Genomic DNA, 22,865 nt, shown 5'->3' on the forward strand with positions numbered 1-22,865 from the left:
TTCAACGGATGATGTCGTAGCTGTAGTCGGTCTTCGCGGCCACGATCGTATTCGCGTCGAGCGTCTCGAAGAACTCGTCGAGCAAGGTCACGAGCATGCGCAGCGCGCCTTCATAGCCCCACGTCGGAAAGCGGTGATAGTGATGGCGATCGAAGATCGGGAACACCATCCGGATCAGCGGCGTCTTCGTGTCGCGCTCCAGGTACTTGCCGTACGTGTTGCCGATCAGAAAGTCCACCGGCTCCGTGAAGAGCAGCGAGCGCATATGCCACAGGTCGCGCTTCGGATAGACCTTGCAGCCCGCGCCGTACGGCGATGCATCGAAGAGCGCCTGCACCTTCGCGGCCCAGGTGTCGTTGCCGTTGGTCGCGAGCACGTGCGCCGGTTCCGCACCGAGTTCGAGCAGGAACTCCGCGTAGCCGAGCATCTGGTCGGGATCGCCATACAGCGCGAAGCGCTTGCCATGCAGGTGAGCCTGACTGTCTGCCATCGCGTCGACAAGCTGGCCGCGCTCCTTTTCGAGCTCGGCGGGAATCGGCTTGCCCGTCACGCGCGAGATTTCCATCAGGAAGCGGTCGGTGCCCGCCACGCCAACCGGCGCGTTCAGCACGACGACTTCCTGGCCATGTTCCGCGATGAACTTGCTGGTCTTCTCGCTGCAGAACTCCTGGAACACGAACGTCGCCTTTGCATTGAGCGCGCGCTCGACCTCTGCCTTGGTCGTGCCGCCCTCGTACATCCGGAACTCGCCGTCAGTCGGCGTATTCCACGTTTCGGACGGATCGCAGATCACATTGACCGTCACGCCGAACAGATCGAAGATCCGTCGAATCTCCTTCATGTTGCCGACCACGAAGCCGTCGAAACCGCCGATGAAGTTCACGCTGTCGTCCGGCACGCGCACGAGCGGCGCCGCGGTGCCTGCCTTGCCGTCCCAGAAGTGCTTCAGGATGCCGAGCAGCGCATTGTCGTAGCCGGTGACGTGACTGCCGACGAACGCAGGCGTATGCGCGAACGGCACGTCGTAGTCTTCCGGCACGCTGCCCTTCTGCTTGCTGTTCTTGATGAACGCGTCGAGGTCGTCGCCGATCACCTCGGCCATGCACGTCGTCGAAACGGCGATCATCTCCGGCTTGTAAAGGTTGTACGCGTTCGCGAGCCCGTCGATCATGTTGTTAAGGCCGCCGAATACCGCCGCGTCCTCGGTCATCGAAGAGCTCACGCACGACGTGGGCTCCTTGAAGTGCCGCGAAAAGTGCGACCGGTAGTACGCGACGCAGCCTTGCGAGCCGTGCACGAACGACAGCGTCTTGTGAAAACCGTTCGCCACGTACACGGCGCCGAGCGGCTGGCAAGCCTTGGCCGGATTCACGGTCAGCGAATCGCGGGCAAAGTTCTTCTCTTTGTAGTCTTCGGTCTTGGTCCACTCGACGATCTGCTTGACCGCCTCGTCGGGATGGTTGAATTCGAAGTTTTCCTTCTTGTTGCGAAAAATCTCCAGATACTCGGGCTCGCGGAACAACAGTTCGTGATCGAGAATCTTGTCGGCGGATTGGGGCATCACTGGCTCCTGAATCGGTAATCTGAACAGCCCGCGGGCGAAGCGCCGCTCGCGCGCCGCGGACTGGCTGCGTGAGGTCGGCCTCGTCAGGCGGCGCGCTTCCAGGGCGCTTTCGCAAGGCTCCAGACCGGGCTCGAAATCGCCATGTCCATGTCGCGCGCGAAGATGGCGAAGCCGTCGTAGCCGTGATACGGTCCGGAATAGTCCCAGCTGTGCATCTGGCGAAACGGCACACCCATCTTCTGGAACACGTACTTTTCCTTGATGCCCGAGCCGACGAGGTCCGGCTGCACCTGCTCGACGAACTTCTCGAATTCGTAGCCGGTCACGTCGTCGTAGATCAGCGTACCGTCCTTCACGTAATGCGTCGTGCGCTGGTAGTCGTCGTTGTGACCGAACTCGTAGCCGGTGCCTACCACGTCCATGCCGAGATCCTCGTAGGCGCCGATCACGTGGCGTGGACGCAGGCCGCCGACGAACAGCATCACCTTCTTGCCTGCGAGACGCGGCTTGTACTTCGCGATCACCGCGTCCACTAGCGGGCGGTACTTCGCGATGACCCGTTCGGCGTTGGCCTTGATCGTGTCGTCGAAGTGGCTCGCGATTTCCCGCAGGCTCTTCTCGATCATCGTCGGGCCGAAGAAGTTGTATTCGACCCATGGAATCCCGTACTTTTCTTCCATGTGCCGGCTGATGTAGTTCATCGACCGGTAGCAATGCAGCACGTTGAGCTTCGCCTTCGGCGTGTTCTCCAGCTCGGCGATCGAGCCGTCGCCGGACCATTGCGCGATCACGCGCAGGCCGATTTCCTCGAGCAGAATGCGGCTCGACCACGCGTCGCCGCCGATGTTGTAGTCGCCGATGATCGCAACGTCGTACGGCGTCGAGGCAAGCTCGGGGCGCTTGCCTGTTTCCGTCTTGTCGAATACCCAGTCGCGGATCGCGTCGTTCGCGAGGTGGTGGCCGAGCGACTGGCTCACGCCGCGAAATCCCTCGCAGCGCACGGGCACGATCGTATGCCCTTCGTACTGCTGGCTCTTCTTCTTCGACACGGCCTCGATGTCGTCGCCGATCAGGCCGATCGGACACTCGCTCTGGATCGAGATGCCCTTGTTCAGCGGAAAGAGCGACTGGATCTCGTCGATGATCTTGTCGAGCTTCTTGTCGCCGCCGAACACGATGTCCTTTTCCTGGAAGTCCGACGTGAACTGCATCGTGACGAAGGTGTCGATGCCGGTGGTGCCGATGTAGTAATTGCGCCGCGCAGCCCACGAATACTGGCCGCAGCCGACCGGGCCGTGACTGATGTGAATCATGTCCTTGATCGGCCCCCAGACGACGCCCTTCGAGCCGGCATACGCGCAGCCGCGGATCGTCATCACGCCGGGCAGCGACTTGATATTGGACTTCACGCCACAGTCGGGCTTGCCGTCCTCGAAGGTGCCCAAATGCTTGGCGCGCCGCTTGGCCATTTTCTCGGGATAGGCCTTCAGCACTTCATCGATCAGGGCCTTGTTCGCGGCCTTGCGCTCTTCAACCGTGGCGGTCATGGAATGCTCCATACGTGAGGATTGTGCATCGCTGGCCCAGCCCGCGCGCATCGCCGGATACATGCGATGCCCACGATACGCGCGGGCGTGCGGCTCAGCGCGGGTTCAGGCGGACAGTTCGGCAGCCGTCTTGCCGACCTGCGATTCGTCGATGGATTTCATGATGCCGTGCTCCATCAGCAGGTCTTCGAGCTGGTCCATCGTGATCGGCGTGGGAATCGTGCCGTTGCCCGCGTTGTTGTGCACTTTTTTCGCGAGCTGGCGATACTCGTTCGCCTGGTTCGATTCGGGCGCGAACTCGATCACCGTCATGCGGCGCAACTCCGCGTGCTGGACGATGTTGTCGCGCGGCACGAAGTGGATCAGCCGCGACCCGAGCATGCCGGCCAGCGCTTCGGCAAGCTCCAGCTCCTTGTCGGTCTGGCGCTCGTTGCAGACGAGGCCGCCGAGGCGCACGCCGCCGCTGTTCGCGTACTTGAGAATGCCCTTCGAGATGTTGTTGGCCGCGTACATCGCCATCATCTCGCCCGACATCACGATGTAGATTTCCTGCGCCTTGTTTTCGCGAATCGGCATCGCGAAGCCGCCGCACACCACGTCGCCGAGCACGTCGTACGAGACGTAGTCGACGCCTTCGTATGCGCCGTTTTCTTCGAGGAAGTTGATGGACGTGATGACGCCGCGGCCCGCGCAGCCGACGCCCGGTTCGGGACCGCCCGACTCGACGCAGCGGATGTCCTTGTAGCCGATCTTCATCACGTCATCGAGTTCGAGGTCCTCGACCGAGCCGGCTTCCGCCGCGAGCGAGAGGATCGTGTCCTGCGCCTTGGCGTGCAGGATCAGGCGCGTCGAGTCGGCCTTCGGGTCGCAGCCGACAATCAGGATCTTCTGCCCGAGTTCGGTGAGCGCCGCCAGCGTGTTCTGCGACGTCGTGGACTTGCCGATGCCGCCTTTACCGTAAAAGGCAATTTGCCGAAGTTGAGACATTGAGGTTCTCCAGTTCAGGAAAAAGGTTGAAACCAGGGTGGCGAATCAGTTGCGAATCAGGGCTGCAATGCCGCGACCATGTCCTGAGCCTGCCGTGTCCGTATGGTCTTCTTCTGTCGACTCACGCATCAGCCGGAGTGTGTCCGCGCGGACCGCTCCAGTGCAGCTTCCGTGCCATGTCGGCCCGAAACTTCGGAATCCCCGGTAAAACCTGGCCCGCGGCGCCGTTCGGCTGGCCGCGACGACTGCCGGCCGCCGTGTCGGCTTCCCGACAAAGCGTGCGCGTTTCGTCGCAAACAACACCGACGCCGCACCGCTTCGCCCCCGCGTGACTGCCGTATCCGGCCGTTTCGTCGCTGGTACGGTTGTTGCACTGAAGTGCGGCCATGAACCCGCCCACCATTCCTGTTGTCGACGTGCGCCCCGCCGCGACGCATTTCGAGTCCATCGGCGCAGAGCCCGCCGTCATACGCATCGTCGATGCGTTCTACCGGCAGATGGACACGCGGCCCGAGGCGCGCGAGATCCGCGCGATGCACGGCCCCGACCTCGCGCCGGTCAAGGCCGTGCTCGTCCGGTACCTGTGCGAATGGCTCGGCGGCCCGAAACACTATTCAGTCGAACGCGGCCACCCGCGGCTGCGCATGCGCCATGCGGCATTTCCGATCGGCGCCGCCGAGCGCGACGCGTGGCTCGCCTGCATGCGCGCGGCGCTCGACGAGACCGGCACCGACTGCGCCCTGCGCGACATGCTGATGCAGGCGTTCTTCAGGATTGCAGACTGGATGCGCAACACCGGCAACTGAGCTGCCATGCTTTCCCGATGAAGTACCCACCGGCGTCCTGCGAAGCCGCCGTCTCCGATCTCAAGAATCCAAGGAATCCGTCATGACCGAAACGCTTATCCGCAAGGAACTCGAGAACACCGCCCTCGCCCGCCTCGAACACGAAGGCCGTCTGCTCAACCCGGTCTTCAAGGGACTCACGAACACGTTCGGCCGGGTTGGCTTTCGTGGCGAGCTCGCGCTGCGCTTCGCGCCGAAGCTCGCCGACGAGGCGCGCCCGCCCGAGCTTTCCTGCGAGCAGGTAATGGCCGTCGCGCTCGCGGGCGAACAGCATCTGCCGTTCTTCGCGGGCTGGCTGTTGAGTTTCGAATCGTTGAAGGACGTGGCGGAAGTGCTCGGCGACACCCTGTCGGCAGGCGGCAAGTACTTCCTGTTCTGCGACAACATCGACCTCACCAGGCGTTATCAGGTGCCGTACAAGGGCGCGATGTTCTATGTGCTGCCGATCCTCGAATCGACGGTCTACAACGAACTGCTCGAACTGCTCTACCTGGAGAAGAACGAACTGAAGAAGAAGGACACGGCAGGCAAGCTCGACGCGGTGGCCGACACTGCCATGAAGTTCGACGTGACCTTCGACACGATCACCTACGCGGAGGGACTCGAACTGATGGGACCGGTACGCAACACCAACGAAAACCGGCCTGTTTGAATGCAGATCGAGCCGGAGGCCGGGGCGCTGCCGCCGCGCCTTCAGCCGTCCCACGATACCCCTTCTCCGAGCCGGAGCGCGATCATGTCCCTGCATGCCGAGACCGTCCCCGTCACGTGTGTCAAGCGCGTCACGCGCGAAAGCGCAAGCTGCCGGGCTTCGCCCCCCACCGATGCGAACCCGCGACAGAGCGCAAGCGCCGCGCTTGCGGCCTGGCTCTCGGGCCACGACTTCCCTGATGTCCACTCGCGCGGCATCGGTGGCGTCACGCCATTGATGCTGGCAGCGCTGCATGGCGAGGACTCGCTGGTTGACGCGCTGCTCGACGCGGGCGCGCGCTACGGCGCGCTCGACGACGAAGGCAACCACGCACTCTGGTACGCGTGTCTTGCCGGCGCACCTGCGCCGATCCTGCGGCTGATCGAGGCGGGTATCGAAATCGATCACGCGAACGACCACGACATCACATGCCTGATGCAGGCGGCCGCCAGCGGGCGGGTCGAGGTCATGCATCTGCTGTTGTCGCTTGGCGCGAGCGAAGGCGTGTTTGCCCCGGACGGGCGCGACGCGCTCGACATGGCCGCCGATCGCGGCTTCGAGTTGCTGCGAACGGCACGCCGGCTCGGCGACGCGAAACCGGGAACGCAAGGCGTCGAAGCCGGGCGTGCCGCGATTGCCGCCGACGCCTGCACAGACAAGGCCGCGTGACGCACAGGCAGACCACGCCCGGACGCGTTCGACTGTGGCACCCACATCAGGACTTGACGCCAGGACTTCACACCATGACACACATTACGTTCTACGAAAAACCCGGATGCGGCGGCAATGCAAAACAAAGAGCGCTGCTCGTCGCCGCGGGCCATACGCTGGAGGTGCGCAATCTGCTGCGCTGGCGCTGGACGCCGAGAACGCTGTTCGCGTTTCTCGAACCGCTGCCGGTGCACGAGTGGTTCAACCGCGCCGCGCCGGACATCAAGTCAGGGCGGATCACGCCCGAATCGCTGGACGCCGGGAGCGCGCTCGCCCTGCTGCTCGCCCAGCCGCTGCTGATTCGCAGGCCGCTGATGGAAGCGGACAACACGCGCATGGTGGGCTTCGATACGGCGCGCGTTCACGCGTGGGTCGGACTCGCACTGCCCGAAGGCCTCGGCCACCCACCGCGATCGTTCGAAGGCTGCGCCGCCGCGACGGGCGATTGTGCCGCCGCCGCTCATTGAACAGGAATGCCGCGATGCCGCTTTACGACTATCAATGCCGCAATTGCCACTTGCACTTCGAAGCGCTGGTGCGTGCCGGGACGACGCCGCTCTGCCCCCATTGCGGCGGCTCCCTGCTCGACAAACAGGTCAGCGCGCCCGCGCCGCCGGGCCGCAGCAAGGCGATCATCGCGTCGGCGCGCCGCCAGGCCGCGCGCGAAGGGCATCTGAGCCACTACTCGGCGGCCGGGCGCAAGAAGCTGCTGGGCCAAAGCTGAAAGACCGCCGTGCGCCAACTGCGCGGCGGTCAAATCGTCATCTGGAACAGCGGGCCCTGGCGCTGGCGATGTAGGCGCAGCCAAAGCAGCGTGGCCGGCGCGAGCGCAACAACTCATCGCGCGCGAGCCCTTCGACGAGCGTCATCACGACCACACCCGACTGCTCGACGATCGACAGGCGTGCGCTGTCCTCGATCGTGCGCGCCCCGCTCATACCGGTCCAGCCATGCGTGGCTCAGCACCAATGATGGCGATATCGAGCGGCGGCGCCTCGGTGGCGGTCATCGCCGATGTCCCATCAGACAAAGCCTAGCAGCTCGACGGTCACGGGCTCCTCGCCGAGCACCGCCTGGCACGCGAGGCGCGACTTCGACCCGACACCGACAATCGAGTCGAGCTTCTCGTTCTCCATCCGTTGAATCTTCGAGAGACTCTTGCGCCCTTCCTGTACAAACAAGTGGCACGCTCCGCATTCGGCCTTGCCGTCGCACTTGTGCGCGATGGGTTCGCCCGCATCGAGCAGGGCTTTCAGCAGCGTGGCGCCGGTCGTCGCGTCATAGGTCTTGCCCGAAGGCAGTACGGTCAGTATCGTCATGATGTTTCTTGTGGAAAGGAAGGGGCGAAAAAAACGGAGACAAAATCAGGCGGCCATCGCCGGCCGCAATGCGCTGACGAGTTCGTCAGCGAACGTCGCAAGCGGGGACGCGATACGGGTGATGCGCTGCTCGTCGAGAAAGCGCGCCTCCATGCGGGTGGGCTCGTCCGGCAGCACCGCCCAATGCACGTCCGACGAGCGCTTCATGATCTGGCGCGCGAAGCTGCGCGCGAGCTGGTCGTCGAAACGGCAGCCGAGAAACAGAAAGCTGCGTCCCGTGCGCCATGCCTGCACGGCGGGCGGAATCGGCGTCTGAATGTCGATTTCGGTCAGCACCTCGACATAGTCGCTGTCCGACACCAGATAGTTGGACGCCGGCGCGCGCGCGCCGATCGGCTTGTAGAGCAGCGCACCCGACTCCGGCACGTCGGCGAGCGGCGCGCCAAGCGCGTCATACGCGCCGAACCACTGTCCGAAGTGCTCCGACTGCGACAGCCCTTGCACCTGCGCCCACTGTCCGCCCGGACGCGCGCTGGCCAGCGCCGCCGCGAAGGTGTCGTCATACCAGCTGTCGACGTACAGCCCCGCGCCGCTCGACGCAAGCGCCCGGTGCAGCGCCGAGGGTGTCGGCGTCATGCCAAACGCGTCGTTCACAAGGCTCACCACCGACTTGCGGTGCTTGAAGTTTTCGATGAACTGCGCGGCCTGCGTGAGCCGGTTGCGGATCTTGTGCGGCACGCTGACTTTCGCGGTCATCAACTGCGCGAGCGCGACGGTGGTCGCGGGCACGCTTGCGTCCGGGCACAGCGCGAGCATGCCCGGACCGAGATACGGAATGACGGCGCCATCCCCGATCCGGCTGGCGATGCTCTCGACGGAAAATGAAGCGAGACTCATGAATGCGATCCCTCACAAATAGATGGCGGCGCCCGCGCCGACATTCGTCGCGGTGTCCTTGAGCGTCTTGACGATGTAGCGGACCTGATCCGCGTCGAGCAGCGTGTGCAGCGGCAAGGCGAGCGCGCGGTCGCCGATGCGCTCCGTATCGGGCAACGTGCCGCGCCGGCGTCCGATGGCATCGGCGGCGTTCATGTAGTGGAACTGCTCGTGTAGCGGATGGCTGTACGCGGCCGTTTCGATGCCGCACGCCTGCATGTCGTCGATCATCTGCGCGCGGGCGCTCTGCGTGAAGCGCTTGCCGAGATGCACGACATAGAGCATCCAGTGCACTTCCTCGACATCCTCCGCGAGATACGGCGGCTTGATGCCCTCGAAGCTCTGCATCGCTTCGTGATACCAGGCCTCCACCTGCTTGCGCTGCGCGAGCCGCTCGTCGAGCCCCGCGAGCTGCGCCAGCCCGAGCGCGGCGCTCAGCTCGCTCATGCCCGCCTGCATCGGCACGCGGGAGCCGACCGACACGGACCCGCGGTCCGCAATCCGCCGCTGACGCAGATAGCGCAGTTCGTGCGCGAGACGCTCGTCGTCGGTGACGAGCATCCCGCCTTCTCCCGCGCACAACGCCGACGGCGCCGAGAAGTCGAACACCGACACATCGCCGAAAGACCCGACCGCGCGGCCCATGTAGCGCGAGCCGAGCGCCTCGGTGCTGTCCTCGATCAGCCGCAGGCCATGCGCGTCGGCCAGCGCGCGCAACGGCCCCCAGGCGGCCGGATGCCCGTTGGTGTTGCCCGCGAGGATCGCGCGCGTGCGTGCGCCAATCTTCTGTTCGGCCTTCGCGACGTTCAGGCAGCCGCTCCAGTAGTCGATATCGGCGAACACCGGCGTCGCACCCGCCAGCGTGATCGCCTGCGCCACCTGATGCCAGGTGTGCGAGGCGCAGATCACTTCGTCACCCTGACCGATGCCGAGCGCGCGCAAGGCGATCCACGTGCCGAGCGTGCCGCTCGCCACCGCGACGGCGTGCGCGCGGCCGCTCCAGCCGGCAAATGCGGCCTCGAACGATCCGAGCATCGGGCCGCTGCTCCAGCGCGGCGATTGCAGCACGGCGTTGACGAGTTCGATTTCGCGCGCGCCGCAGGCCGGTTCGCTCAGGGCGATCTCATCGATCTCCATGCGCGGCTCCGTCTTCGGTGAAGATGACCATGACGGCTTCGCTGGCCTCGCGGGTGACGGACACGCACATCCCGTCCGACATGGCGAAATAGACGCGGCGGCCGCCCACCTCGAGCGCCGGCGTTTCATCCCGCATCTCGGCCGCGCTGATCCGCACGGCACGCACCGCCGGAAAACGCTGGCGCAAGCTCGCCGCCGCGTCCAGCAGCGTCGGCGCGGTGCCGAGCACCTCGGCGATCGCCTGGATCTGATCGGTATCGAGCGCCATGTCAGTCCTCGCCGTTCGCCACGCGCCGGGCCTCGACCGTGATGGGCAGCGCGGTGTCGTCCGCCATCGCGGGCAGTTCGAGCTGCCAGCCATTCGCGAGCGTGATGAGCCCGCCCCACATCTCGGGCCGCGCCATCGAGACGATCGGCTCCTCCAGATCCTTCTTCGGCACGTACGCGCTCAATGTGCCCTTGCTGTCCCTGCGGATCATGACTTTCACGACGGTAGCTCCTGGGTTCCTGGAAAAAATTCAGGCCGCGCGGACGGCCTCGCTTTCGAGTAGCGGCGCGAGCAAAGGCGGCAACGCCGCCAGCAGATAGTCGATGTCGTGCGCGGTCGTCGCCTCGCCGAGCGACAGGCGCACGGCCGCCAGCGCTTCGTCGCGCGGCACGCCCATCGCGGCGAGCACATGCGACGGCTCGCTGCCGCCCGACGCGCATGCCGAACCGGACGACGCGCACACGCCCATCTGTTCGAGCCGATGCAGCACCACCTCGGCCGGCAACACGCCAAAACGCAAGTAGCTCGTGCACGCGAGCCGCGGCGCAGCGGCGGAAAACACCTGCACGCCGGGCAGCGCATCGCGCAGTCCGCGTTCGAGCGCGTCGCGCAGCTTCGCGGTGTGGGCGGCCTTCGCGGCGACATCGCCTAGCGCGTCGAGTGCGGCCGCGAAGCCCGCGATGGCGGCCAGGTTCTCGGTGCCGCCGCGCCTGCGCCGCTCCTGGCTGCCTTGCATCTGCGGCTGCAATGCCGTGCCCTGGCGCAGCAGCAATGCCCCGATTCCCTTCGGTCCGCGAACCTTGTGAGCCGACAACGAAACGGCATCGACGCCAAGCCGCGAAAAGTGGAACGGCGCCTTGCCGACTACCTGCGTTGCATCGACATGCATCCGTGCGCCAGCGGCATGCGCGAGCGCATGCACTGCCTCGACCGGCATCAGCACGCCGGTCTCGTTGTTCGCCGCCATCAGCGAAACCAGCGCGACGTCGGGGCCGATCAGACGCGAGGCGCTATCGAGGTCGAGCGTGCCGTCCGCGTGCACGCCGATGAAGTCGACCGGCACGCCCTGCTCGATCAGCACGCGCGCCAGCGCAAGATGCGCCGCGTGCTCGACCGCGCTCAGCACGATCCGGCGGCGGCCCGGCTCCTGGACCGCCGCATGCAGGCCCAGCACGGCCAGATGGTTCGCCTCGGTCGCGCCGCTGGTGAAGATCACCTCCGACGGCTTGCAGCCCAGCACGCGCGCGACCGTCGCGCGCGCCGCCGCGAGCGCGCGTCTGGCTTGCTGACCCAGCGCATGCTGCGAGGACGCATTGGCCCAGACATCGGTCATGACCGACAGCATGGCCTGCACCACGCCGGGAGCGGTCGGCGTCGTCGCGTTGTGGTCGAGGTAGATCATCGCGGGCTCCGTCGTCAGTACTTCAAGGCCAGAACACGCGCGCGGCATCCACGCACAGACGGTTCAGCAGCATGGCCAGGTCGTGACTCGCGTATTGCGCCACCCAGCGGCGCGCGGCGTGGTCCCGCGCATGCAGATGCCACTGGCCGTCCTCGTCCCGCGCGAGCCACGCAATGTCGATCACGCCGCCCGCCGGGTCGACGTTGCGCGAGCAGCACGGGCTTTCGATCCGATACCCTTCGGGCTCCCGCGCGACACGCGCCCGCACGTACCGGTAGCGCACGCGGTTGCGCAGCGCGCGCTCGATCTGGCGCTGCGTGAAATCGGCCACGCGTGCGTCGCCCGCATCGGCAACATGCGCGGCGGACGGCGCGTTCCGTGCGCATGGTTCTCCGCACCCTTCGCCCCATGTCGTCGGCGTCGTCATGATTCGACCTCGCCTTCCTCGGGTAGCAGCCCGGCGGGCGCGGGCGCGATCTCGTCTTCCGTGCAGCCGACGACGCGGCGGCCGAATTCGACGAGATACACCGGCTCGCCGCTCTCGACCACCCTCCCCACGTTGACGATCTCGCCCACCGCGCCCGCAATCACCAGGCACTCGCCTACGCCTCGGTCCGGATAGCTGCCGTCATTGCACAGATCGTCGAGTGCGATCACACGCATGCCCCACGCGTAGGCGGGCTCAATCGGTTCCATGCTCATCGCGCCGTCCCCTCGTCGCTGCCCGTGCCGATCGTGCGCAGCGCGGCGGCGCGCTCGCCGAAGCGCTCGAGCACGTCGTCCGGAAGGTGATCGAGCGTGCACAACTCCTTCGCGCGCATGCCCACCCGATGACCGGTTTCGACGAAGTCCACCGCGTAGATGTAGAACTGCTGCAGGAACGTGTTGATGCTCGTGACGTAGCCGACGTCGCCCTTGCTCACCAGCACCTCGCCGATATCCTTGCCGGTGTAGGTGCCGTCGTTGCGAATCGCCGAGCGGGCGATCACGCGCTCGCCGAAGCTGAAACGCGGCGGGAATGCGATCTCGACCGTGTCGTCGTCCCGGTTGATGTCACCCATGGCTCGCTCCCGCGCAAGGCCGTATCGCAGCGTCGCGGACGTCGGGGGGCGCTCCGCTGCGCTGCCGGGCTAGCGCGCGCACCTCGTCGTCCGGATCGGTCAGCAGCGGCGTCAACGTGTGGGGCTGGGCGCGCCGCGCGGCTTCCCAGCGCACGCGCCAGTCGGCGTCGTGGAAAAAGCGCGTCGCGAGCGCGGGCGGCAGGCGTGTCGCCACGATGCGCCTCACCTCGGCTTCTCCATCGTCGGCCATGCGCAGCAGCGCCGGCATCTCAATGCGTTCGGCGACCCGCATTCTCACGACCCAATCCGGGTCCTGCGCCATCAACGGCAACAGCCCCGAAGGCAGACGCCGCGCCACCCACTCGCGCACGCCATAATCGCTATCCGTGCGCAGCTGGGCCAGCGCCGCCGGTTCGAGCCGCTGCGCGACGCGAATCCGCACCTCACGGTGCGGGTCCCGAGCCATGCGCGCGAGATGCGCCTGCGGCAGGCGCAGCGCGATTTGCAGGCGGACGGTCTCGTCGGCGTCGTCGATCAGTGCGGGCAGCCTGAACACATCGGCATGGCGCGCGGCTATCGCGCGCACCTCGAAATACGGATGATCGAGATGCGCATTGCCGAGCTCCGGATGCCAGCGGAAAAAGCGGTCGATGCGCCGCGCGTACGCATCCTGCATGCACGCGTGGCCGGGCTCGCATCCTGCCCCGTCCGGCATCTCGCGCAAGCCCCGATGTGCGCAGGCCGCGCAGTCGACCGGGCCGCCTTGCCAGTGACAAGGCGGGATGTCGCCCGATGGCGCGTGCACGGCGCGGCGCGCGTTCATGACGGCACCGCCCAGCCGCGCGCCGGATACGCACGCGGCACGCCCGCTCCGTCACCGTCGATGTCGTCCTCGCGGTGCATCAGTACATGCAGCAGCACCGCGCCGCCAACCTGGTCTTCCGGGTCGAGGCTTCGCAGTTCTGCTAGCAGCGCCCGCGCCCGTGCCAGTTCGCCCAGACGCATGTGCAGATACGCGAGCCCCTTCAGCGTGAACAGATAGAAACGCACGGCGGCGTCGTAGCGCACGGCATCGCGCGACGGCGGCTCGCGCCCGAAATCCGCGCCGAGCACGGATCGCGCAATCGACAGCGCATCCTCGCCCACCGCGCGCGCGTCGGCCAACCGATGGCCATAGAAGTGAAACCGGTAGAGCGCGATCAGAGGCGCCGGGTGAGCCGGGGCAACGGCGCGCGCCCGCTCCAGCAGCCCGAGCGCTTCGGCCGGCCGCTCGCGCACGCGGCCCGCTTCGGCCAGGAGTTGCGCCGCCTCGGACGCAAGGCCGCCGCCGAGCGCCGACTGCGCGAAGCGGGCGAGCGCGTCGTCCATGGCGTCGGCGGCGGGCGTCAGCGTCTGCATCGTCGCACCGGCCGGTTTCACGATGCCTGCGGCGGCAACGGTGGACGCCCGCGTCCGATCGCGCCCACGTCGATGCGCGCGACGCCCGGCTCGCTCGCGCCCGCGCTGCTGCACGCACACGGCGCCTGGTTCGGGCTCGCGAAGGTGAGGCCCGACTGGGTCGCCGTCTCGACGAAATCGATCGTCATGCCATCGAGCAACAGGCGGCTCTGCGCCGCAAGGAAAAGGTGCAGTCCATTGATTTCCAGCACCTGCTCGCCCGCCTGCGGCGCGGCCTCCGCGCTGAACGCGGCGTTGTAGCCCGAGCAGCCGCCGGGGCTCACGAACAAACGAAAGCCTGCGCCAGCAGGCAGGCCGGAAAAGCGCACGATCCGGCGCATGAACTTCTCGGCGGCCGGCGTAACGGTAAGGTTGGGCAGCATGATGCGAATCTTCTCCAGTTATGCTGTCGGGCTCGCGCCGCGTCGTTCGATACGCGGCGCGCACCGTGGATCAGGCGTGAACGATGCAGCCGTCCACCGGGCAAACGGCGATGCACTGCGGGCTATCAAAATGCCCTTCGCATTCCGTACATTTCTTCGGGTCGATCGCGAAGACGCCGCCCTTCTCGTTGATGGCGACGTTCGGGCATTCCGGCTCGCACGCCGAGCAGCCGGTGCAGGTGGACGCAATGATTTTCAGGCTCATGGGGATACTCCTCGCAATGAATGATCGTGGGGGGCGTTCAGCGCAGTCTTCAGGCCGCCGCGCCCGTGAACGCGCCCTGCCGGATCGCGGCGTCGCCGCGGTCCGCGTGCGTGATCGCACCGCTCGCGACCCGGCTGCGGTAATCGTTGAACCATGCGAGCGCGGCCTTCTCGATGAACTCGCCAACGTACTGGTCCACCGGCTCGATGCCCGCCTGCGCAAGTTCGTCGCGCGGGCACGCGCCGATCTTCGCGACCAGCACCGCATGACAGTCGTTGATCGCGCGCACGACGGACGGCAACTGCTCGTCGTCGCCATAGCCGCCCTGGCAGTACAGATCCACGCGACGATGGCCGACGAACAGCGCCTCGGTTGCACTCACCTCGAAAATCTGGAACTCCGTGACATGGCCGAAGTGCTCGTTCACGCGTCCCCCGCCCTTCGTCGCGACAGCGACCAGCACCTTCAGATCGTCGGCCATGTCGATCGCCTGCGCGGCGGCCAGCGCTTCCTGCTTCGCCGCGTGCTGCGCCTCGCGTTCGGCCTCGACGCGGCTCTGGTATTCGCGCCGGCGCTCGAGGTCGTAGACCACTTCCATCTGCTCGATTTTGTCGAGCGTGAATTCCTCGCTGCGATCCTCGCCGAGCAGCCCCACCGCATCCGCGCGGCACTGGCGGCAGTGGCGCATCAGGTTCGCGCCGCCCATGCACGCGTCCTGCACGGTTTTGAGTTCCTGCGCGCTCGGCCCGCGCTGGCCGGTCAGCCCGAAGTGCGTGCCGTGCTCCGCCTCCGAGATGAGCGGCATGATGTTGTGCAGAAACGCGCCGCGCTTTTTCACTTCGCGGTTCACCTCGATCAGGTGGTCGTCGTTGATGCCCGGAATCAGCACCGAATTGATCTTCGTGAGCACGCCGCGCGCGGTCAGCATCTCGAGGCCCTTCATCTGCCGTTCGTGCAGAATCCGCGCGGCTTCGTAGCCGGTTATGCGCCGGTGGTCCCAGAAAATCCACGGGTAGATTTTTTCGCCGACGGCCGGATCGACCATGTTGATCGTGATCGTCACGTGGTCGATGTTGTACTGGCAGATTTCGTCGACGAGATCCGGCAGCGCGAGCCCGTTGGTGGACAGGCACAGCTTGATGTCGGGCGCCTGCTCCTGAAGCATGCGGAAGGTGTCGAAGGTTTTCTTCGGATTGGCCAGCGAATCGCCAGGGCCGGCGATGCCGAGCACGGTCATCTGCGGGATCTCGCTCGCGACGGCGACCACCTTCTTCACGGCCTGCTCGGGCGTGAGCTTTTGCGACACCACGCCGGGGCGCGACTCGTTCGAGCAGTCGTACTTGCGGTTGCAGTAGTTGCACTGGATGTTGCAGGCAGGCGCGACGGCCACATGCATGCGTGCGTAATGGTGATGCGCCTCTTCCGAATAGCAGGGATGGTTCTTGACCTTCTCCCAAACCTCGGGAGGCATGTCGTCGGGACCGCCCGACGAACCGCAACTGGCCTTGCCGTCGCCGCCTTGCGAACCACAACCGCCTCCGGCAGCCGGCGCGTCGACGGCCGTCCCCAGAGGCTTGATCTGGCCGATGCCGATATAGGCAGCGGCGGCCAGCATGCTGGCACTCGCGTTATCTTGCATGGATATCTCCTCGCAACCGGACGTGACTACGTGCAGGAGATAAAAGCCAGATTCATGCCATTAGTGCAAAGCCCGTCTGGACGCGGGTTTGGGCGAATCGCGCGTGCGCTTTGTTGCGCGAGCAGACACGCAAACTCAACGAGGCCGCCGGTTTCTGTCGCGGTTGCGACAAAGCCAACATTATTTCGTCATGCTATGGAATTTGCGTAAAGACACGGACCATCGCGGCGTAGCCGGCCGCCGGTGGAGCGTGAAGGGCCGCCGAAGGAGAAGCGGCGAAAGCGACGAGCTAGAAGCGCCGAACCTCGATACCGTATTTGTGCAGCGCGTAGCCGATCTGCCGCGGCGTAATCCTGAGCAGGCGCGCGGCCTTGGCCTGAACCCAGCCGCAGCGCTCCATTGCCCAGATGAGCCGCTCGCGCTCGCCCTCCGGCTTGCCTTCGTCCCCATCGCCGGGATGAAAGCCGTCGGCGACGCTGTCGTCGGCCAGATCGTCCGGCAACGCGAACGGCAAATCGTCTTCGTGCGGCCCACCGCCCGGTATGCCCGGTATGCCAGGAATCTCGCGAATCGGAATCTCGGCGAGACGCGCCGGCCGCACGGCGTCCTCCCGCTCGATGTGATGCAGCACCCGCGTCAGGCACTGATCTTCCTGACACAGAAAGGCGAGACGGTCGATGAGGTCGCCATGCGTCATCGTTGCCGTGCGCTCGACGCAGTTCTCCAGCTCGCGCACGTTGCCGGGCCAGTAGCAGCTCGTCAACACGCGCATCGCGTCCGTGCTGAAGTGCAGCGCACGGCCATTGTCGCGGTTGAAGCGATCGAGAAAATACTCCGCCATTGCCGGAATGTCCTCGCGCCGCTCGCGAAGCGGCGGCAACTGGATGCTCACCACGTTGATGCGGTAATAGAGGTCGGCGCGGAATTCGCCTTCTTTCACCATGCGTTCGAGATTGCGATTCGTGGCGAGAATCAGCCGCACGTCGACTTTCACCGCCGACGCGCCGCCGACCCGCTCGAACTCGCGCTCCTGTAGCACGCGCAGCAGCTTCGCCTGGAACGAGGGCGAGATGTCGCCAATCTCGTCAAGAAAGAGCGTGCCGCCGTGAGCCAGTTCGAAGCGGCCCTTGCGCTGGCCCTGCGCGCCGGTGAAAGCGCCTTTTTCGTGACCGAACAGTTCGCTTTCGAGCAGCGACTCCGTCAAGGCCGCGCAGTTGACCGACACAAACGCCTGCTCGCTGCGCGGCGAAAGGCGGTGAATCGCCCGCGCGATCACTTCCTTGCCCGTGCCGCTTTCTCCGCGCAGCAGCACGGTGGTGCGCGCGGGCGCCACCTGATGAACCTGCTCGAAGATGCGCTGCATGGGCTCGGACACGCCAACCACGTGATCGAGCGGCGGCGCCGGGCGAATCGCCTTCTGCATGCGCCGGACCTCTTCCTGCATGCGATCGTGCGCGGCGCTCACGCTGCGATGAAGCAGCAGCGCCTGCGCCATCAAGGTCGAGACGATCTTCATCAGATCGAGGTCGCCCGCGAACATGCGCGTGCCGCCCGGATTGATGCAGAACACCGCGAGCACGCCGAGCGTATTGCGCTCCACCCGGATCGGCGTCGCGAGCAGCGCGACGCGTGCGTCGCCGAACTCGCCGGGCTCGCCCGCACTGCCGGTGCGGTCGAGAAACACGGGCTCGTCGCGCACGTCCGGCACGACCGCGGGCATGCCGCTCTTGAACACGCGTCCGACGATGCCCTCTCCCGGATGAAACCGGATGCGCCGATGCTCGTCGCTCGACAGGCCGGCGCTGCACATGCCCTGCAACTCGCCGTCGGATTCCGCTACCACGACGAAGGCACGCCGCCAGTCGAGCGCGTTCAGGAGATACTGCAGCGACGTGCGGAACGTCTGTGCGACATCCAGCGACGACACGAGCGTCTTGCTGACTTCATAGACCGCGTCGAGCTCACGACGGGCCTCGCCTGCACCTGACTTCTGCATGAATCCCTCCGCTCGTGCTGTGGCCCGGTCGAGGCACCACGGCGCAACAGCAGCACAAATCCCGATAAAGCAAGATTCAGCCCATACCGGGCAAGCGCCTCGTCAGATTGCAGGGCGAGCCGACAAAGCCGACAAACGCAACAAACCTGAACTGCAATCCGGTGCCGGTTACGTACAAAAAAATACACCCCGCGCCAGAAGACAACGATAGCCGGCTAAAAAAAGCCGTGGCATGGATGTTGCGAATTTTCGCCTGCCTGTTCCATCCACCGCTGCCAGGGAGCCCGCCATGCCGGATGCCACCCGTGATCCCGAATCCCGCGTTCAGCCCGTCTATCTGGACTACGCCGCCACCACGCCGGTGGACCCGCGCGTCGCGCGGCGCATGCTGCCCTATATGACACAGATCTTCGGCAACCCGGCGAGCCGCTCGCATGCGTTCGGCTGGGCCGCCGACGAAGCCGTGGAACTCGCCCGCGAGCAGGTGGCCAGCCTCGTGAACGCCGACCCGCGCGAAATCGTCTGGACTTCGGGCGCGACCGAGTCGGACAACCTCGCGCTGAAGGGCGCCGCACACTTCCACCGCTCGCGCGGCAAGCACCTCGTGACGCTCGCGACCGAACACAAGGCCGTGCTCGACACGATGCGCGAGCTCGAACGCGAAGGCTTCGAGGTGACCGTGCTGCCGGTGCTGCCGGACGGCCTCGTCGACCCGGCTGTGTTCGAGGCCGCGCTGCGGCCCGACACCGTGCTCGCGTCGGTGATGCTGGTCAACAACGAAACGGGCGCCGTGCAGGACATCGCCACGCTGGGTGCGCTGTGCCGCGCGCGCGGCGTGCTGTTGCACGTCGATGCTGCGCAGGCGGCCGGCAAAGTGCCGATCGACCTCGACGCGCTGCCGGTCGACCTGATGTCGTTCTCCGCGCACAAGATCTACGGCCCGAAAGGCATCGGCGCGCTTTACGTGCGCCGCCGCCCGCGCGTGCGCATCGACGCGCAGATGCACGGCGGCGGGCATGAGCGCGGCATGCGTTCAGGCACGCTGCCGACGCACCAGATCGTCGGCATGGGCGAGGCATTCTGGCTCGCCCGCAAGAGCATGCGCGCCGACAACGAGCGCATCCGCATGCTGCGCGACCGGCTGTGGGCGGGATTGCAGGCCATCGACGCAATCGAGGTCAACGGCGACCTCGCGCGCGGTGCACCGCATTACCTCAATGTCAGTTTCCGCTACGTCGAAGGCGAATCGCTGCTGATGGGCATGAAGGACATCGCGGTGTCTTCCGGTTCGGCCTGCACGTCCGCGAGCCTCGAACCCAGCTACGTGCTGCGCGCGATGGGACGCGACGACGCGCTCGCGCACAGTTCGATCCGTTTCTCGCCCGGGCGCTTCACGACGGCGGAGGAGATCGATTTCGCCATTGCGCAGGTGACACGCGTGGTCGAACGGCTGCGCGGCATGAGTCCGTTGTGGGACATGGCGCAGGCCGGCGTCGATCTTCATTCTGTCCAGTGGGCCGGGCACTGATGCCCAGCCCCGTCCGGCACGCTACCAGGGAGCACATCATGGCTTACAGCGACAAGGTTCTCGATCACTATGAAAATCCGCGCAACGTGGGCTCGTTCGGCAAGGACGACGACGCGGTGGGCACCGGCATGGTCGGCGCGCCCGCCTGTGGCGACGTGATGCGGTTGCAGATTCGCGTGAACGGCCTGGGCGTGATCGAGGACGCGAGGTTCAAGACCTATGGCTGCGGCTCGGCGATCGCGTCCAGTTCGCTGGTCACCGAATGGGTCAAGGGCAAGACGCTCGACGAGGCGATGACGATCCGCAATACGCAGATCGCCGAAGCTCTCGCACTGCCGCCGGTGAAAATCCATTGCTCGATCCTCGCCGAGGATGCCATCAAGGCCGCCGTGGCCGATTTCCGCGCGCGGCGCCGCGCGGCCGAGCCTGACGAAATGGCGGCGCGAGACAGCGTCGAATTCACGACCGAACAGCCGGCCTGCACGTCCGGCACGAACTGAACGCACTCACCCGAACGAGGACAAGCACGATGGAAACACTCCAGCAAGCGGCCACGGCCGCTCCCGAATCCCCGCCGTCCTTCCTGGACTTCACCGCGCGCGCGGCCGCCAAGGTCGCGTCGCTGATCGAGGAAGAAGGCAATCCCCGGCTCAAGCTCCGACTCTATGTGTCCGGCGGCGGCTGCTCGGGCTTTCAGTACGGATTCTCGTTCGACGACCAGGTCGCCGAAGACGACATGCAGATTGTCACCGACGGCGTCACGCTGCTGATCGATGCGATGAGCCAGCAGTATCTGCTGGGCGCGCGCGTCGACTACGAAGACAGCCTCGAAGGCTCGCGTTTCGTCATCCAGAACCCGAACGCCCAGAGCACCTGCGGCTGCGGCAGCTCCTTCTCCGTGTGAGGCCCGCCATGACCGTCTCTCTCACCCCGGCTGCGGCGCGGCACGTCGCGAGGTCGCTGCAAAAGCGCGGCAGCGGCGTCGGACTGCGCGTCGCGGTCAAGACGAGCGGCTGCTCGGGTTTCGCGTATGCGCTCGAATTCGTGGATACACCGAACGTCGAGGACCAGTGCTTCGAGGCGTATGGCGTGACGATCGTGGTCGATCCACGCAGCCTGCCGATACTCGACGGCACCGAACTCGATTTCGTGCGCGAAGGCCTGAATGAAGGCTTCAAGTTCCACAACCCGAACGCGAAGGCAAACTGCGGATGCGGAGAAAGCTTCGCGGTCTGAGCCTTCCGGTCCATCTGCCGGGAAGATATCGACATGGCCCTGCTACAGATCGCTGAACCCGGCCGCGCCGCCGCCCCGCATCAGCACCGGCTCGCGGCAGGCATCGACCTCGGGACGACGAACTCGCTCGTCGCCACGGTCCAGAGCGCCGTGGCGCGCGTGTTGCCGGACACGGAAGGCTCGCCGCTCGTTCCTTCCGTCGTGCGCTATCTGGCGTCAGGCGAAGCGCGCGTGGGACGCGAGGCGCAAATGCAGCAAGCCGACGATCCGGCCAACACCATCGTCTCGGTGAAGCGTTTCATGGGGCGGCGTCTTGCCGATCTGCCCGATGCCGACGCGCTGCCTTATCGCTTCGTCGACCGGCCCGGCATGGTGCACGTCGCGACGGCCGCGGGTGAGCGCTCGCCGGTGGAGGTCTCGGCCGAAATCCTGCGCGCGCTGCGCACGCGAGCCGAAGCCGCGCTCGGCGGCGAACTCGCGGGCGTGGTGATCACCGTGCCCGCCTACTTCGACGATGCGCAACGCCAGGCGACCAGGGACGCAGCGAGACTCGCCGGACTCACCGTGCTGCGGCTGATGAACGAGCCGACCGCCGCCGCCGTGGCCTACGGGCTCGACCGCGCGGCCGAAGGCACATTCGCGGTCTACGACCTGGGCGGCGGCACGTTCGACATCTCGATCCTGCGGCTCTCGAAGGGCGTCTTCGAAGTGCTCGCCACGGGTGGCGACGCGGCGCTCGGCGGAGACGATTTCGATCACGCGGTGGCGCACTGGCTGTGCAACGCACACGGCGTCGCCAGCGTTGCCGCACTCGCGCCGCGCGAGCAGCGCACACTGCTGATGGCGGCGCGCACCGCGAAGGAGGCACTGTCGCAATCGGACACGGTCGAGGTCGCGCTGACGCAGCCCGACGGCGCCACCTGGCAGCGCACGCTGTCGCGCGCGGTATTCGGCGCGCTCTGCCAGCCGCTGATCGACCGGACCATCGCTGCCACACGCCGCGCACTGCGCGACGCCAGGTTGCACAGCGCCGATATCGACGGCGTGGTGCTGGTCGGCGGTTCAACCCGCATGCCGCTCGCGCGCGACGCGGTGCGCGGCTTGTTCGGCTGCGAGCCGCTCGCGGACATCGATCCCGACCAGGTCGTCGCACTCGGCGCGGCCAGGCAGGCGGACGTCCTCGCGGGAAACGGCAACGGCGACGGCTGGCTGCTGCTCGATGTCTGTCCGCTGTCGCTCGGGCTCGAAACGATGGGCGGTCTCGTCGAGAAGATCATTCCGCGCAACTCGACGCTGCCCGTCGCCCGCGCGCAGGAATTCACGACGTACAAGGACGGACAGACCGCAATGTCGATCCACGTCGTTCAGGGCGAGCGCGAATCGGTCGCGGACTGTCGCTCGCTCGCGCGTTTCGAATTGCGCGGCATTCCCGCCGCGGTCGCGGGCGCCGCGCGCGTTCGGGTGACGTTCCAGATCGACGCCGACGGCCTGCTCGCCGTGACCGCCCGGGAGCAGACGACCGGAACCGAAGCGCACGTCGAGGTCAAGCCCTCGTACGGCCTGAGCGACGCGCAGGTCGCCGCGATGCTGAAAGCGGCCTTCGACACCTCGCTCGACGACATGCAATTGCGCGCGCTGCGCGAAGCGCAAGTCGACGCCAGGCGCCTGCTGGATGCGACCGAAACGGCGCTGGCCGCCGACGCCGCGTTGCTCCCGGAAACGGAGCTCGCCGCGATCCGGCAAAGCCTGTTCGGCGTGGCGGAGGCGCTCGAAGTCGGTGTACCGCTCGATGCGCTGCGCGCGGCAGCCGAAACGCTCTCACACGCTACCGCTGAATTCGCCGCACGCCGGATGAATGCATCAATTCGTCAGGCGCTCGCGGGCCGCACACTCGACAGTCTCGCCTGAACGGA

General features: G+C 66.2%; 29 protein-coding genes. 10 read left to right on the plus strand and 19 right to left on the minus strand.

All coding sequences use genetic code 11. The features are described from left to right. Position 1: 1 nt before the first annotated feature. From nifK to nifH, 3 genes are all read right to left on the minus strand, one after another. Positions 2 to 1,561 carry a nitrogenase molybdenum-iron protein subunit beta gene (gene nifK / locus BFE01S_RS16225; RefSeq protein ID WP_028226426.1) on the minus strand — a complete coding sequence of 520 codons (1,560 nt, stop codon included), beginning with the start codon at positions 1,559 to 1,561 and terminating at the stop codon, positions 2 to 4. An 86-nt stretch (positions 1,562 to 1,647) separates the two neighbouring features. Further along, positions 1,648 to 3,111: a nitrogenase molybdenum-iron protein alpha chain gene (gene nifD / locus BFE01S_RS16230; RefSeq protein ID WP_028226427.1), complete on the minus strand. Its 1,464-nt coding sequence runs from the start codon at positions 3,109 to 3,111 to the stop codon at positions 1,648 to 1,650. Positions 3,112 to 3,216: 105 nt separating this feature from the next. After that, a complete protein-coding gene (nifH, locus tag BFE01S_RS16235; RefSeq protein ID WP_028226428.1) occupies positions 3,217 to 4,098 on the minus strand; it encodes a nitrogenase iron protein in 882 nt (293 codons plus the stop codon). Positions 4,099 to 4,484: 386 nt separating this feature from the next. On the opposite strand from nifH, the gene BFE01S_RS16240 reads away from it, so the two are divergent. From BFE01S_RS16240 to BFE01S_RS16260, 5 genes are all read left to right on the plus strand, one after another. Further along, positions 4,485 to 4,904 (plus strand): group II truncated hemoglobin, encoded by a 420-nt coding sequence (locus BFE01S_RS16240; protein ID WP_042337757.1) that lies wholly within the window; start codon positions 4,485 to 4,487, stop codon positions 4,902 to 4,904. Positions 4,905 to 4,986: 82 nt separating this feature from the next. Continuing rightward, entirely contained in the window at positions 4,987 to 5,595 is a 609-nt protein-coding gene (locus BFE01S_RS16245; RefSeq protein WP_028226430.1) for a hypothetical protein, read from the plus strand. 84 nt (positions 5,596 to 5,679) lie between these two features. Further along, positions 5,680 to 6,303 carry an ankyrin repeat domain-containing protein gene (locus BFE01S_RS16250; RefSeq protein ID WP_028226431.1) on the plus strand — a complete coding sequence of 208 codons (624 nt, stop codon included), beginning with the start codon at positions 5,680 to 5,682 and terminating at the stop codon, positions 6,301 to 6,303. Positions 6,304 to 6,377: 74 nt separating this feature from the next. Beyond that, positions 6,378 to 6,812, plus strand: coding sequence for an ArsC/Spx/MgsR family protein (locus BFE01S_RS16255; RefSeq protein ID WP_028226432.1), 435 nt, complete (start codon positions 6,378 to 6,380; stop codon positions 6,810 to 6,812). A 14-nt stretch (positions 6,813 to 6,826) separates the two neighbouring features. Further along, positions 6,827 to 7,069, plus strand: coding sequence for an FmdB family zinc ribbon protein (locus BFE01S_RS16260; RefSeq protein WP_028226433.1), 243 nt, complete (start codon positions 6,827 to 6,829; stop codon positions 7,067 to 7,069). A gap of 37 nt (positions 7,070 to 7,106) precedes the next feature. On the opposite strand, the gene BFE01S_RS44345 is transcribed toward BFE01S_RS16260, so the two are convergent. The 16 genes from BFE01S_RS44345 to nifA form a co-directional block, all read right to left on the minus strand. After that, positions 7,107 to 7,283, minus strand: a complete 177-nt coding sequence (locus tag BFE01S_RS44345; RefSeq protein WP_156967035.1) for a hypothetical protein — start codon at positions 7,281 to 7,283, stop codon at positions 7,107 to 7,109. A gap of 84 nt (positions 7,284 to 7,367) precedes the next feature. Beyond that, positions 7,368 to 7,664 (minus strand): 2Fe-2S iron-sulfur cluster-binding protein, encoded by a 297-nt coding sequence (locus tag BFE01S_RS16270; protein ID WP_028226434.1) that lies wholly within the window; start codon positions 7,662 to 7,664, stop codon positions 7,368 to 7,370. Positions 7,665 to 7,709: 45 nt separating this feature from the next. Continuing rightward, entirely contained in the window at positions 7,710 to 8,561 is an 852-nt protein-coding gene (locus BFE01S_RS16275) for an SIR2 family NAD-dependent protein deacylase (RefSeq protein WP_028226435.1), read from the minus strand. A 12-nt stretch (positions 8,562 to 8,573) separates the two neighbouring features. After that, positions 8,574 to 9,737 (minus strand): DegT/DnrJ/EryC1/StrS family aminotransferase, encoded by a 1,164-nt coding sequence (locus BFE01S_RS16280; RefSeq protein ID WP_028226436.1) that lies wholly within the window; start codon positions 9,735 to 9,737, stop codon positions 8,574 to 8,576. Continuing rightward, on the minus strand, positions 9,724 to 10,005 hold the full coding sequence (locus tag BFE01S_RS16285; protein ID WP_028226437.1) for a hypothetical protein: 282 nt from the start codon (positions 10,003 to 10,005) through the stop codon (positions 9,724 to 9,726). The genes BFE01S_RS16280 and BFE01S_RS16285 overlap by 14 nt, the downstream gene beginning before the upstream one ends. A 1-nt stretch (position 10,006) precedes the next feature. Beyond that, positions 10,007 to 10,225 carry a putative nitrogen fixation protein NifT gene (gene nifT, locus BFE01S_RS16290; RefSeq protein ID WP_028226438.1) on the minus strand — a complete coding sequence of 73 codons (219 nt, stop codon included), beginning with the start codon at positions 10,223 to 10,225 and terminating at the stop codon, positions 10,007 to 10,009. A 30-nt stretch (positions 10,226 to 10,255) separates the two neighbouring features. Then, positions 10,256 to 11,407, minus strand: a complete 1,152-nt coding sequence (locus BFE01S_RS16295) for a cysteine desulfurase family protein (RefSeq protein ID WP_028226439.1) — start codon at positions 11,405 to 11,407, stop codon at positions 10,256 to 10,258. A 22-nt stretch (positions 11,408 to 11,429) separates the two neighbouring features. Next, positions 11,430 to 11,834: a DUF3024 domain-containing protein gene (locus BFE01S_RS38880; protein ID WP_245621113.1), complete on the minus strand. Its 405-nt coding sequence runs from the start codon at positions 11,832 to 11,834 to the stop codon at positions 11,430 to 11,432. Further along, complete coding sequence (locus tag BFE01S_RS16305) at positions 11,831 to 12,109, minus strand: nitrogen fixation protein NifZ (RefSeq protein ID WP_028226440.1); 279 nt, start codon at positions 12,107 to 12,109, stop codon at positions 11,831 to 11,833. The genes BFE01S_RS38880 and BFE01S_RS16305 overlap by 4 nt, the downstream gene beginning before the upstream one ends. Beyond that, positions 12,106 to 12,468: a nitrogen fixation protein NifZ gene (locus BFE01S_RS16310; protein ID WP_028226441.1), complete on the minus strand. Its 363-nt coding sequence runs from the start codon at positions 12,466 to 12,468 to the stop codon at positions 12,106 to 12,108. Before BFE01S_RS16310 ends, BFE01S_RS16305 begins: the two co-directional genes overlap by 4 nt. Further along, positions 12,461 to 13,291 carry a 4Fe4S-binding leucine-rich repeat protein gene (locus BFE01S_RS16315; RefSeq protein WP_028226442.1) on the minus strand — a complete coding sequence of 277 codons (831 nt, stop codon included), beginning with the start codon at positions 13,289 to 13,291 and terminating at the stop codon, positions 12,461 to 12,463. The genes BFE01S_RS16310 and BFE01S_RS16315 overlap by 8 nt, the downstream gene beginning before the upstream one ends. Beyond that, positions 13,288 to 13,866 (minus strand): tetratricopeptide repeat protein, encoded by a 579-nt coding sequence (locus BFE01S_RS16320; RefSeq protein ID WP_042337758.1) that lies wholly within the window; start codon positions 13,864 to 13,866, stop codon positions 13,288 to 13,290. Before BFE01S_RS16320 ends, BFE01S_RS16315 begins: the two co-directional genes overlap by 4 nt. A 17-nt stretch (positions 13,867 to 13,883) precedes the next feature. Then, positions 13,884 to 14,288, minus strand: coding sequence for a HesB/IscA family protein (locus tag BFE01S_RS16325; RefSeq protein WP_028226444.1), 405 nt, complete (start codon positions 14,286 to 14,288; stop codon positions 13,884 to 13,886). A 70-nt stretch (positions 14,289 to 14,358) separates the two neighbouring features. Then, entirely contained in the window at positions 14,359 to 14,553 is a 195-nt protein-coding gene (locus BFE01S_RS16330) for a 4Fe-4S binding protein (protein ID WP_028226445.1), read from the minus strand. 49 nt (positions 14,554 to 14,602) lie between these two features. After that, a complete protein-coding gene (nifB, locus tag BFE01S_RS16335; RefSeq protein ID WP_028226446.1) occupies positions 14,603 to 16,192 on the minus strand; it encodes a nitrogenase cofactor biosynthesis protein NifB in 1,590 nt (529 codons plus the stop codon). A 289-nt stretch (positions 16,193 to 16,481) separates the two neighbouring features. Continuing rightward, entirely contained in the window at positions 16,482 to 18,188 is a 1,707-nt protein-coding gene (nifA, locus tag BFE01S_RS16340) for a nif-specific transcriptional activator NifA (protein WP_028226447.1), read from the minus strand. Positions 18,189 to 18,477: 289 nt separating this feature from the next. Here nifA and BFE01S_RS16345 point away from each other — a divergent pair, with 289 nt between their 5' ends. From BFE01S_RS16345 to hscA, 5 genes are read left to right on the plus strand one after another with little or no spacing between them, the layout of a single operon-like run. Next, positions 18,478 to 19,716, plus strand: a complete 1,239-nt coding sequence (locus tag BFE01S_RS16345) for an IscS subfamily cysteine desulfurase (RefSeq protein WP_028226448.1) — start codon at positions 18,478 to 18,480, stop codon at positions 19,714 to 19,716. Between the two features lie 38 nt (positions 19,717 to 19,754). Next, positions 19,755 to 20,216: a Fe-S cluster assembly scaffold IscU gene (iscU, locus tag BFE01S_RS38885; protein ID WP_042337759.1), complete on the plus strand. Its 462-nt coding sequence runs from the start codon at positions 19,755 to 19,757 to the stop codon at positions 20,214 to 20,216. 29 nt (positions 20,217 to 20,245) lie between these two features. Then, positions 20,246 to 20,620: an iron-sulfur cluster insertion protein ErpA gene (gene erpA / locus BFE01S_RS16355; RefSeq protein WP_028226449.1), complete on the plus strand. Its 375-nt coding sequence runs from the start codon at positions 20,246 to 20,248 to the stop codon at positions 20,618 to 20,620. A gap of 8 nt (positions 20,621 to 20,628) precedes the next feature. Next, positions 20,629 to 20,952: an iron-sulfur cluster assembly protein IscA gene (gene iscA, locus BFE01S_RS16360; RefSeq protein WP_028226450.1), complete on the plus strand. Its 324-nt coding sequence runs from the start codon at positions 20,629 to 20,631 to the stop codon at positions 20,950 to 20,952. Between the two features lie 33 nt (positions 20,953 to 20,985). Next, positions 20,986 to 22,860 carry a Fe-S protein assembly chaperone HscA gene (gene hscA / locus BFE01S_RS16365; protein WP_028226451.1) on the plus strand — a complete coding sequence of 625 codons (1,875 nt, stop codon included), beginning with the start codon at positions 20,986 to 20,988 and terminating at the stop codon, positions 22,858 to 22,860. Positions 22,861 to 22,865: the final 5 nt, after the last annotated feature.

Source organism: Paraburkholderia ferrariae NBRC 106233 (genome assembly GCF_000685035.1).
Lineage (GTDB): Bacteria > Pseudomonadota > Gammaproteobacteria > Burkholderiales > Burkholderiaceae > Paraburkholderia > Paraburkholderia ferrariae.

Bases quoted from the DNA above. Each gene is read 5' to 3' on its own strand.
- hscA (WP_028226451.1), top strand. From the start codon at position 20,986: ATGGCCCTGCTACAGATCGCTGAACCCGGCCGCGCCGCCGCCCCGCAT.
- BFE01S_RS16345 (WP_028226448.1), top strand. From the start codon at position 18,478: ATGCCGGATGCCACCCGTGATCCCGAATCCCGCGTTCAGCCCGTCTAT.
- BFE01S_RS16310 (WP_028226441.1), bottom strand. From the start codon at position 12,468: ATGGGTGACATCAACCGGGACGACGACACGGTCGAGATCGCATTCCCG.
- BFE01S_RS16320 (WP_042337758.1), bottom strand. From the start codon at position 13,866: ATGCAGACGCTGACGCCCGCCGCCGACGCCATGGACGACGCGCTCGCC.
- BFE01S_RS16280 (WP_028226436.1), bottom strand. From the start codon at position 9,737: ATGGAGATCGATGAGATCGCCCTGAGCGAACCGGCCTGCGGCGCGCGC.
- erpA (WP_028226449.1), top strand. From the start codon at position 20,246: ATGGAAACACTCCAGCAAGCGGCCACGGCCGCTCCCGAATCCCCGCCG.
- BFE01S_RS16275 (WP_028226435.1), bottom strand. From the start codon at position 8,561: ATGAGTCTCGCTTCATTTTCCGTCGAGAGCATCGCCAGCCGGATCGGG.
- BFE01S_RS38880 (WP_245621113.1), bottom strand. From the start codon at position 11,834: ATGACGACGCCGACGACATGGGGCGAAGGGTGCGGAGAACCATGCGCA.
- BFE01S_RS16315 (WP_028226442.1), bottom strand. From the start codon at position 13,291: ATGAACGCGCGCCGCGCCGTGCACGCGCCATCGGGCGACATCCCGCCT.
- nifD (WP_028226427.1), bottom strand. From the start codon at position 3,111: ATGACCGCCACGGTTGAAGAGCGCAAGGCCGCGAACAAGGCCCTGATC.
- iscA (WP_028226450.1), top strand. From the start codon at position 20,629: ATGACCGTCTCTCTCACCCCGGCTGCGGCGCGGCACGTCGCGAGGTCG.
- BFE01S_RS16285 (WP_028226437.1), bottom strand. From the start codon at position 10,005: ATGGCGCTCGATACCGATCAGATCCAGGCGATCGCCGAGGTGCTCGGC.
- BFE01S_RS16240 (WP_042337757.1), top strand. From the start codon at position 4,485: ATGAACCCGCCCACCATTCCTGTTGTCGACGTGCGCCCCGCCGCGACG.
- nifA (WP_028226447.1), bottom strand. From the start codon at position 18,188: ATGCAGAAGTCAGGTGCAGGCGAGGCCCGTCGTGAGCTCGACGCGGTC.
- nifH (WP_028226428.1), bottom strand. From the start codon at position 4,098: ATGTCTCAACTTCGGCAAATTGCCTTTTACGGTAAAGGCGGCATCGGC.
- BFE01S_RS16255 (WP_028226432.1), top strand. From the start codon at position 6,378: ATGACACACATTACGTTCTACGAAAAACCCGGATGCGGCGGCAATGCA.
- BFE01S_RS16295 (WP_028226439.1), bottom strand. From the start codon at position 11,407: ATGATCTACCTCGACCACAACGCGACGACGCCGACCGCTCCCGGCGTG.
- BFE01S_RS44345 (WP_156967035.1), bottom strand. From the start codon at position 7,283: ATGAGCGGGGCGCGCACGATCGAGGACAGCGCACGCCTGTCGATCGTC.
- nifK (WP_028226426.1), bottom strand. From the start codon at position 1,561: ATGCCCCAATCCGCCGACAAGATTCTCGATCACGAACTGTTGTTCCGC.
- BFE01S_RS16260 (WP_028226433.1), top strand. From the start codon at position 6,827: ATGCCGCTTTACGACTATCAATGCCGCAATTGCCACTTGCACTTCGAA.
- nifB (WP_028226446.1), bottom strand. From the start codon at position 16,192: ATGCAAGATAACGCGAGTGCCAGCATGCTGGCCGCCGCTGCCTATATC.
- BFE01S_RS16270 (WP_028226434.1), bottom strand. From the start codon at position 7,664: ATGACGATACTGACCGTACTGCCTTCGGGCAAGACCTATGACGCGACG.
- BFE01S_RS16330 (WP_028226445.1), bottom strand. From the start codon at position 14,553: ATGAGCCTGAAAATCATTGCGTCCACCTGCACCGGCTGCTCGGCGTGC.
- BFE01S_RS16325 (WP_028226444.1), bottom strand. From the start codon at position 14,288: ATGCTGCCCAACCTTACCGTTACGCCGGCCGCCGAGAAGTTCATGCGC.
- BFE01S_RS16305 (WP_028226440.1), bottom strand. From the start codon at position 12,109: ATGAGCATGGAACCGATTGAGCCCGCCTACGCGTGGGGCATGCGTGTG.
- BFE01S_RS16245 (WP_028226430.1), top strand. From the start codon at position 4,987: ATGACCGAAACGCTTATCCGCAAGGAACTCGAGAACACCGCCCTCGCC.
- BFE01S_RS16250 (WP_028226431.1), top strand. From the start codon at position 5,680: ATGTCCCTGCATGCCGAGACCGTCCCCGTCACGTGTGTCAAGCGCGTC.
- iscU (WP_042337759.1), top strand. From the start codon at position 19,755: ATGGCTTACAGCGACAAGGTTCTCGATCACTATGAAAATCCGCGCAAC.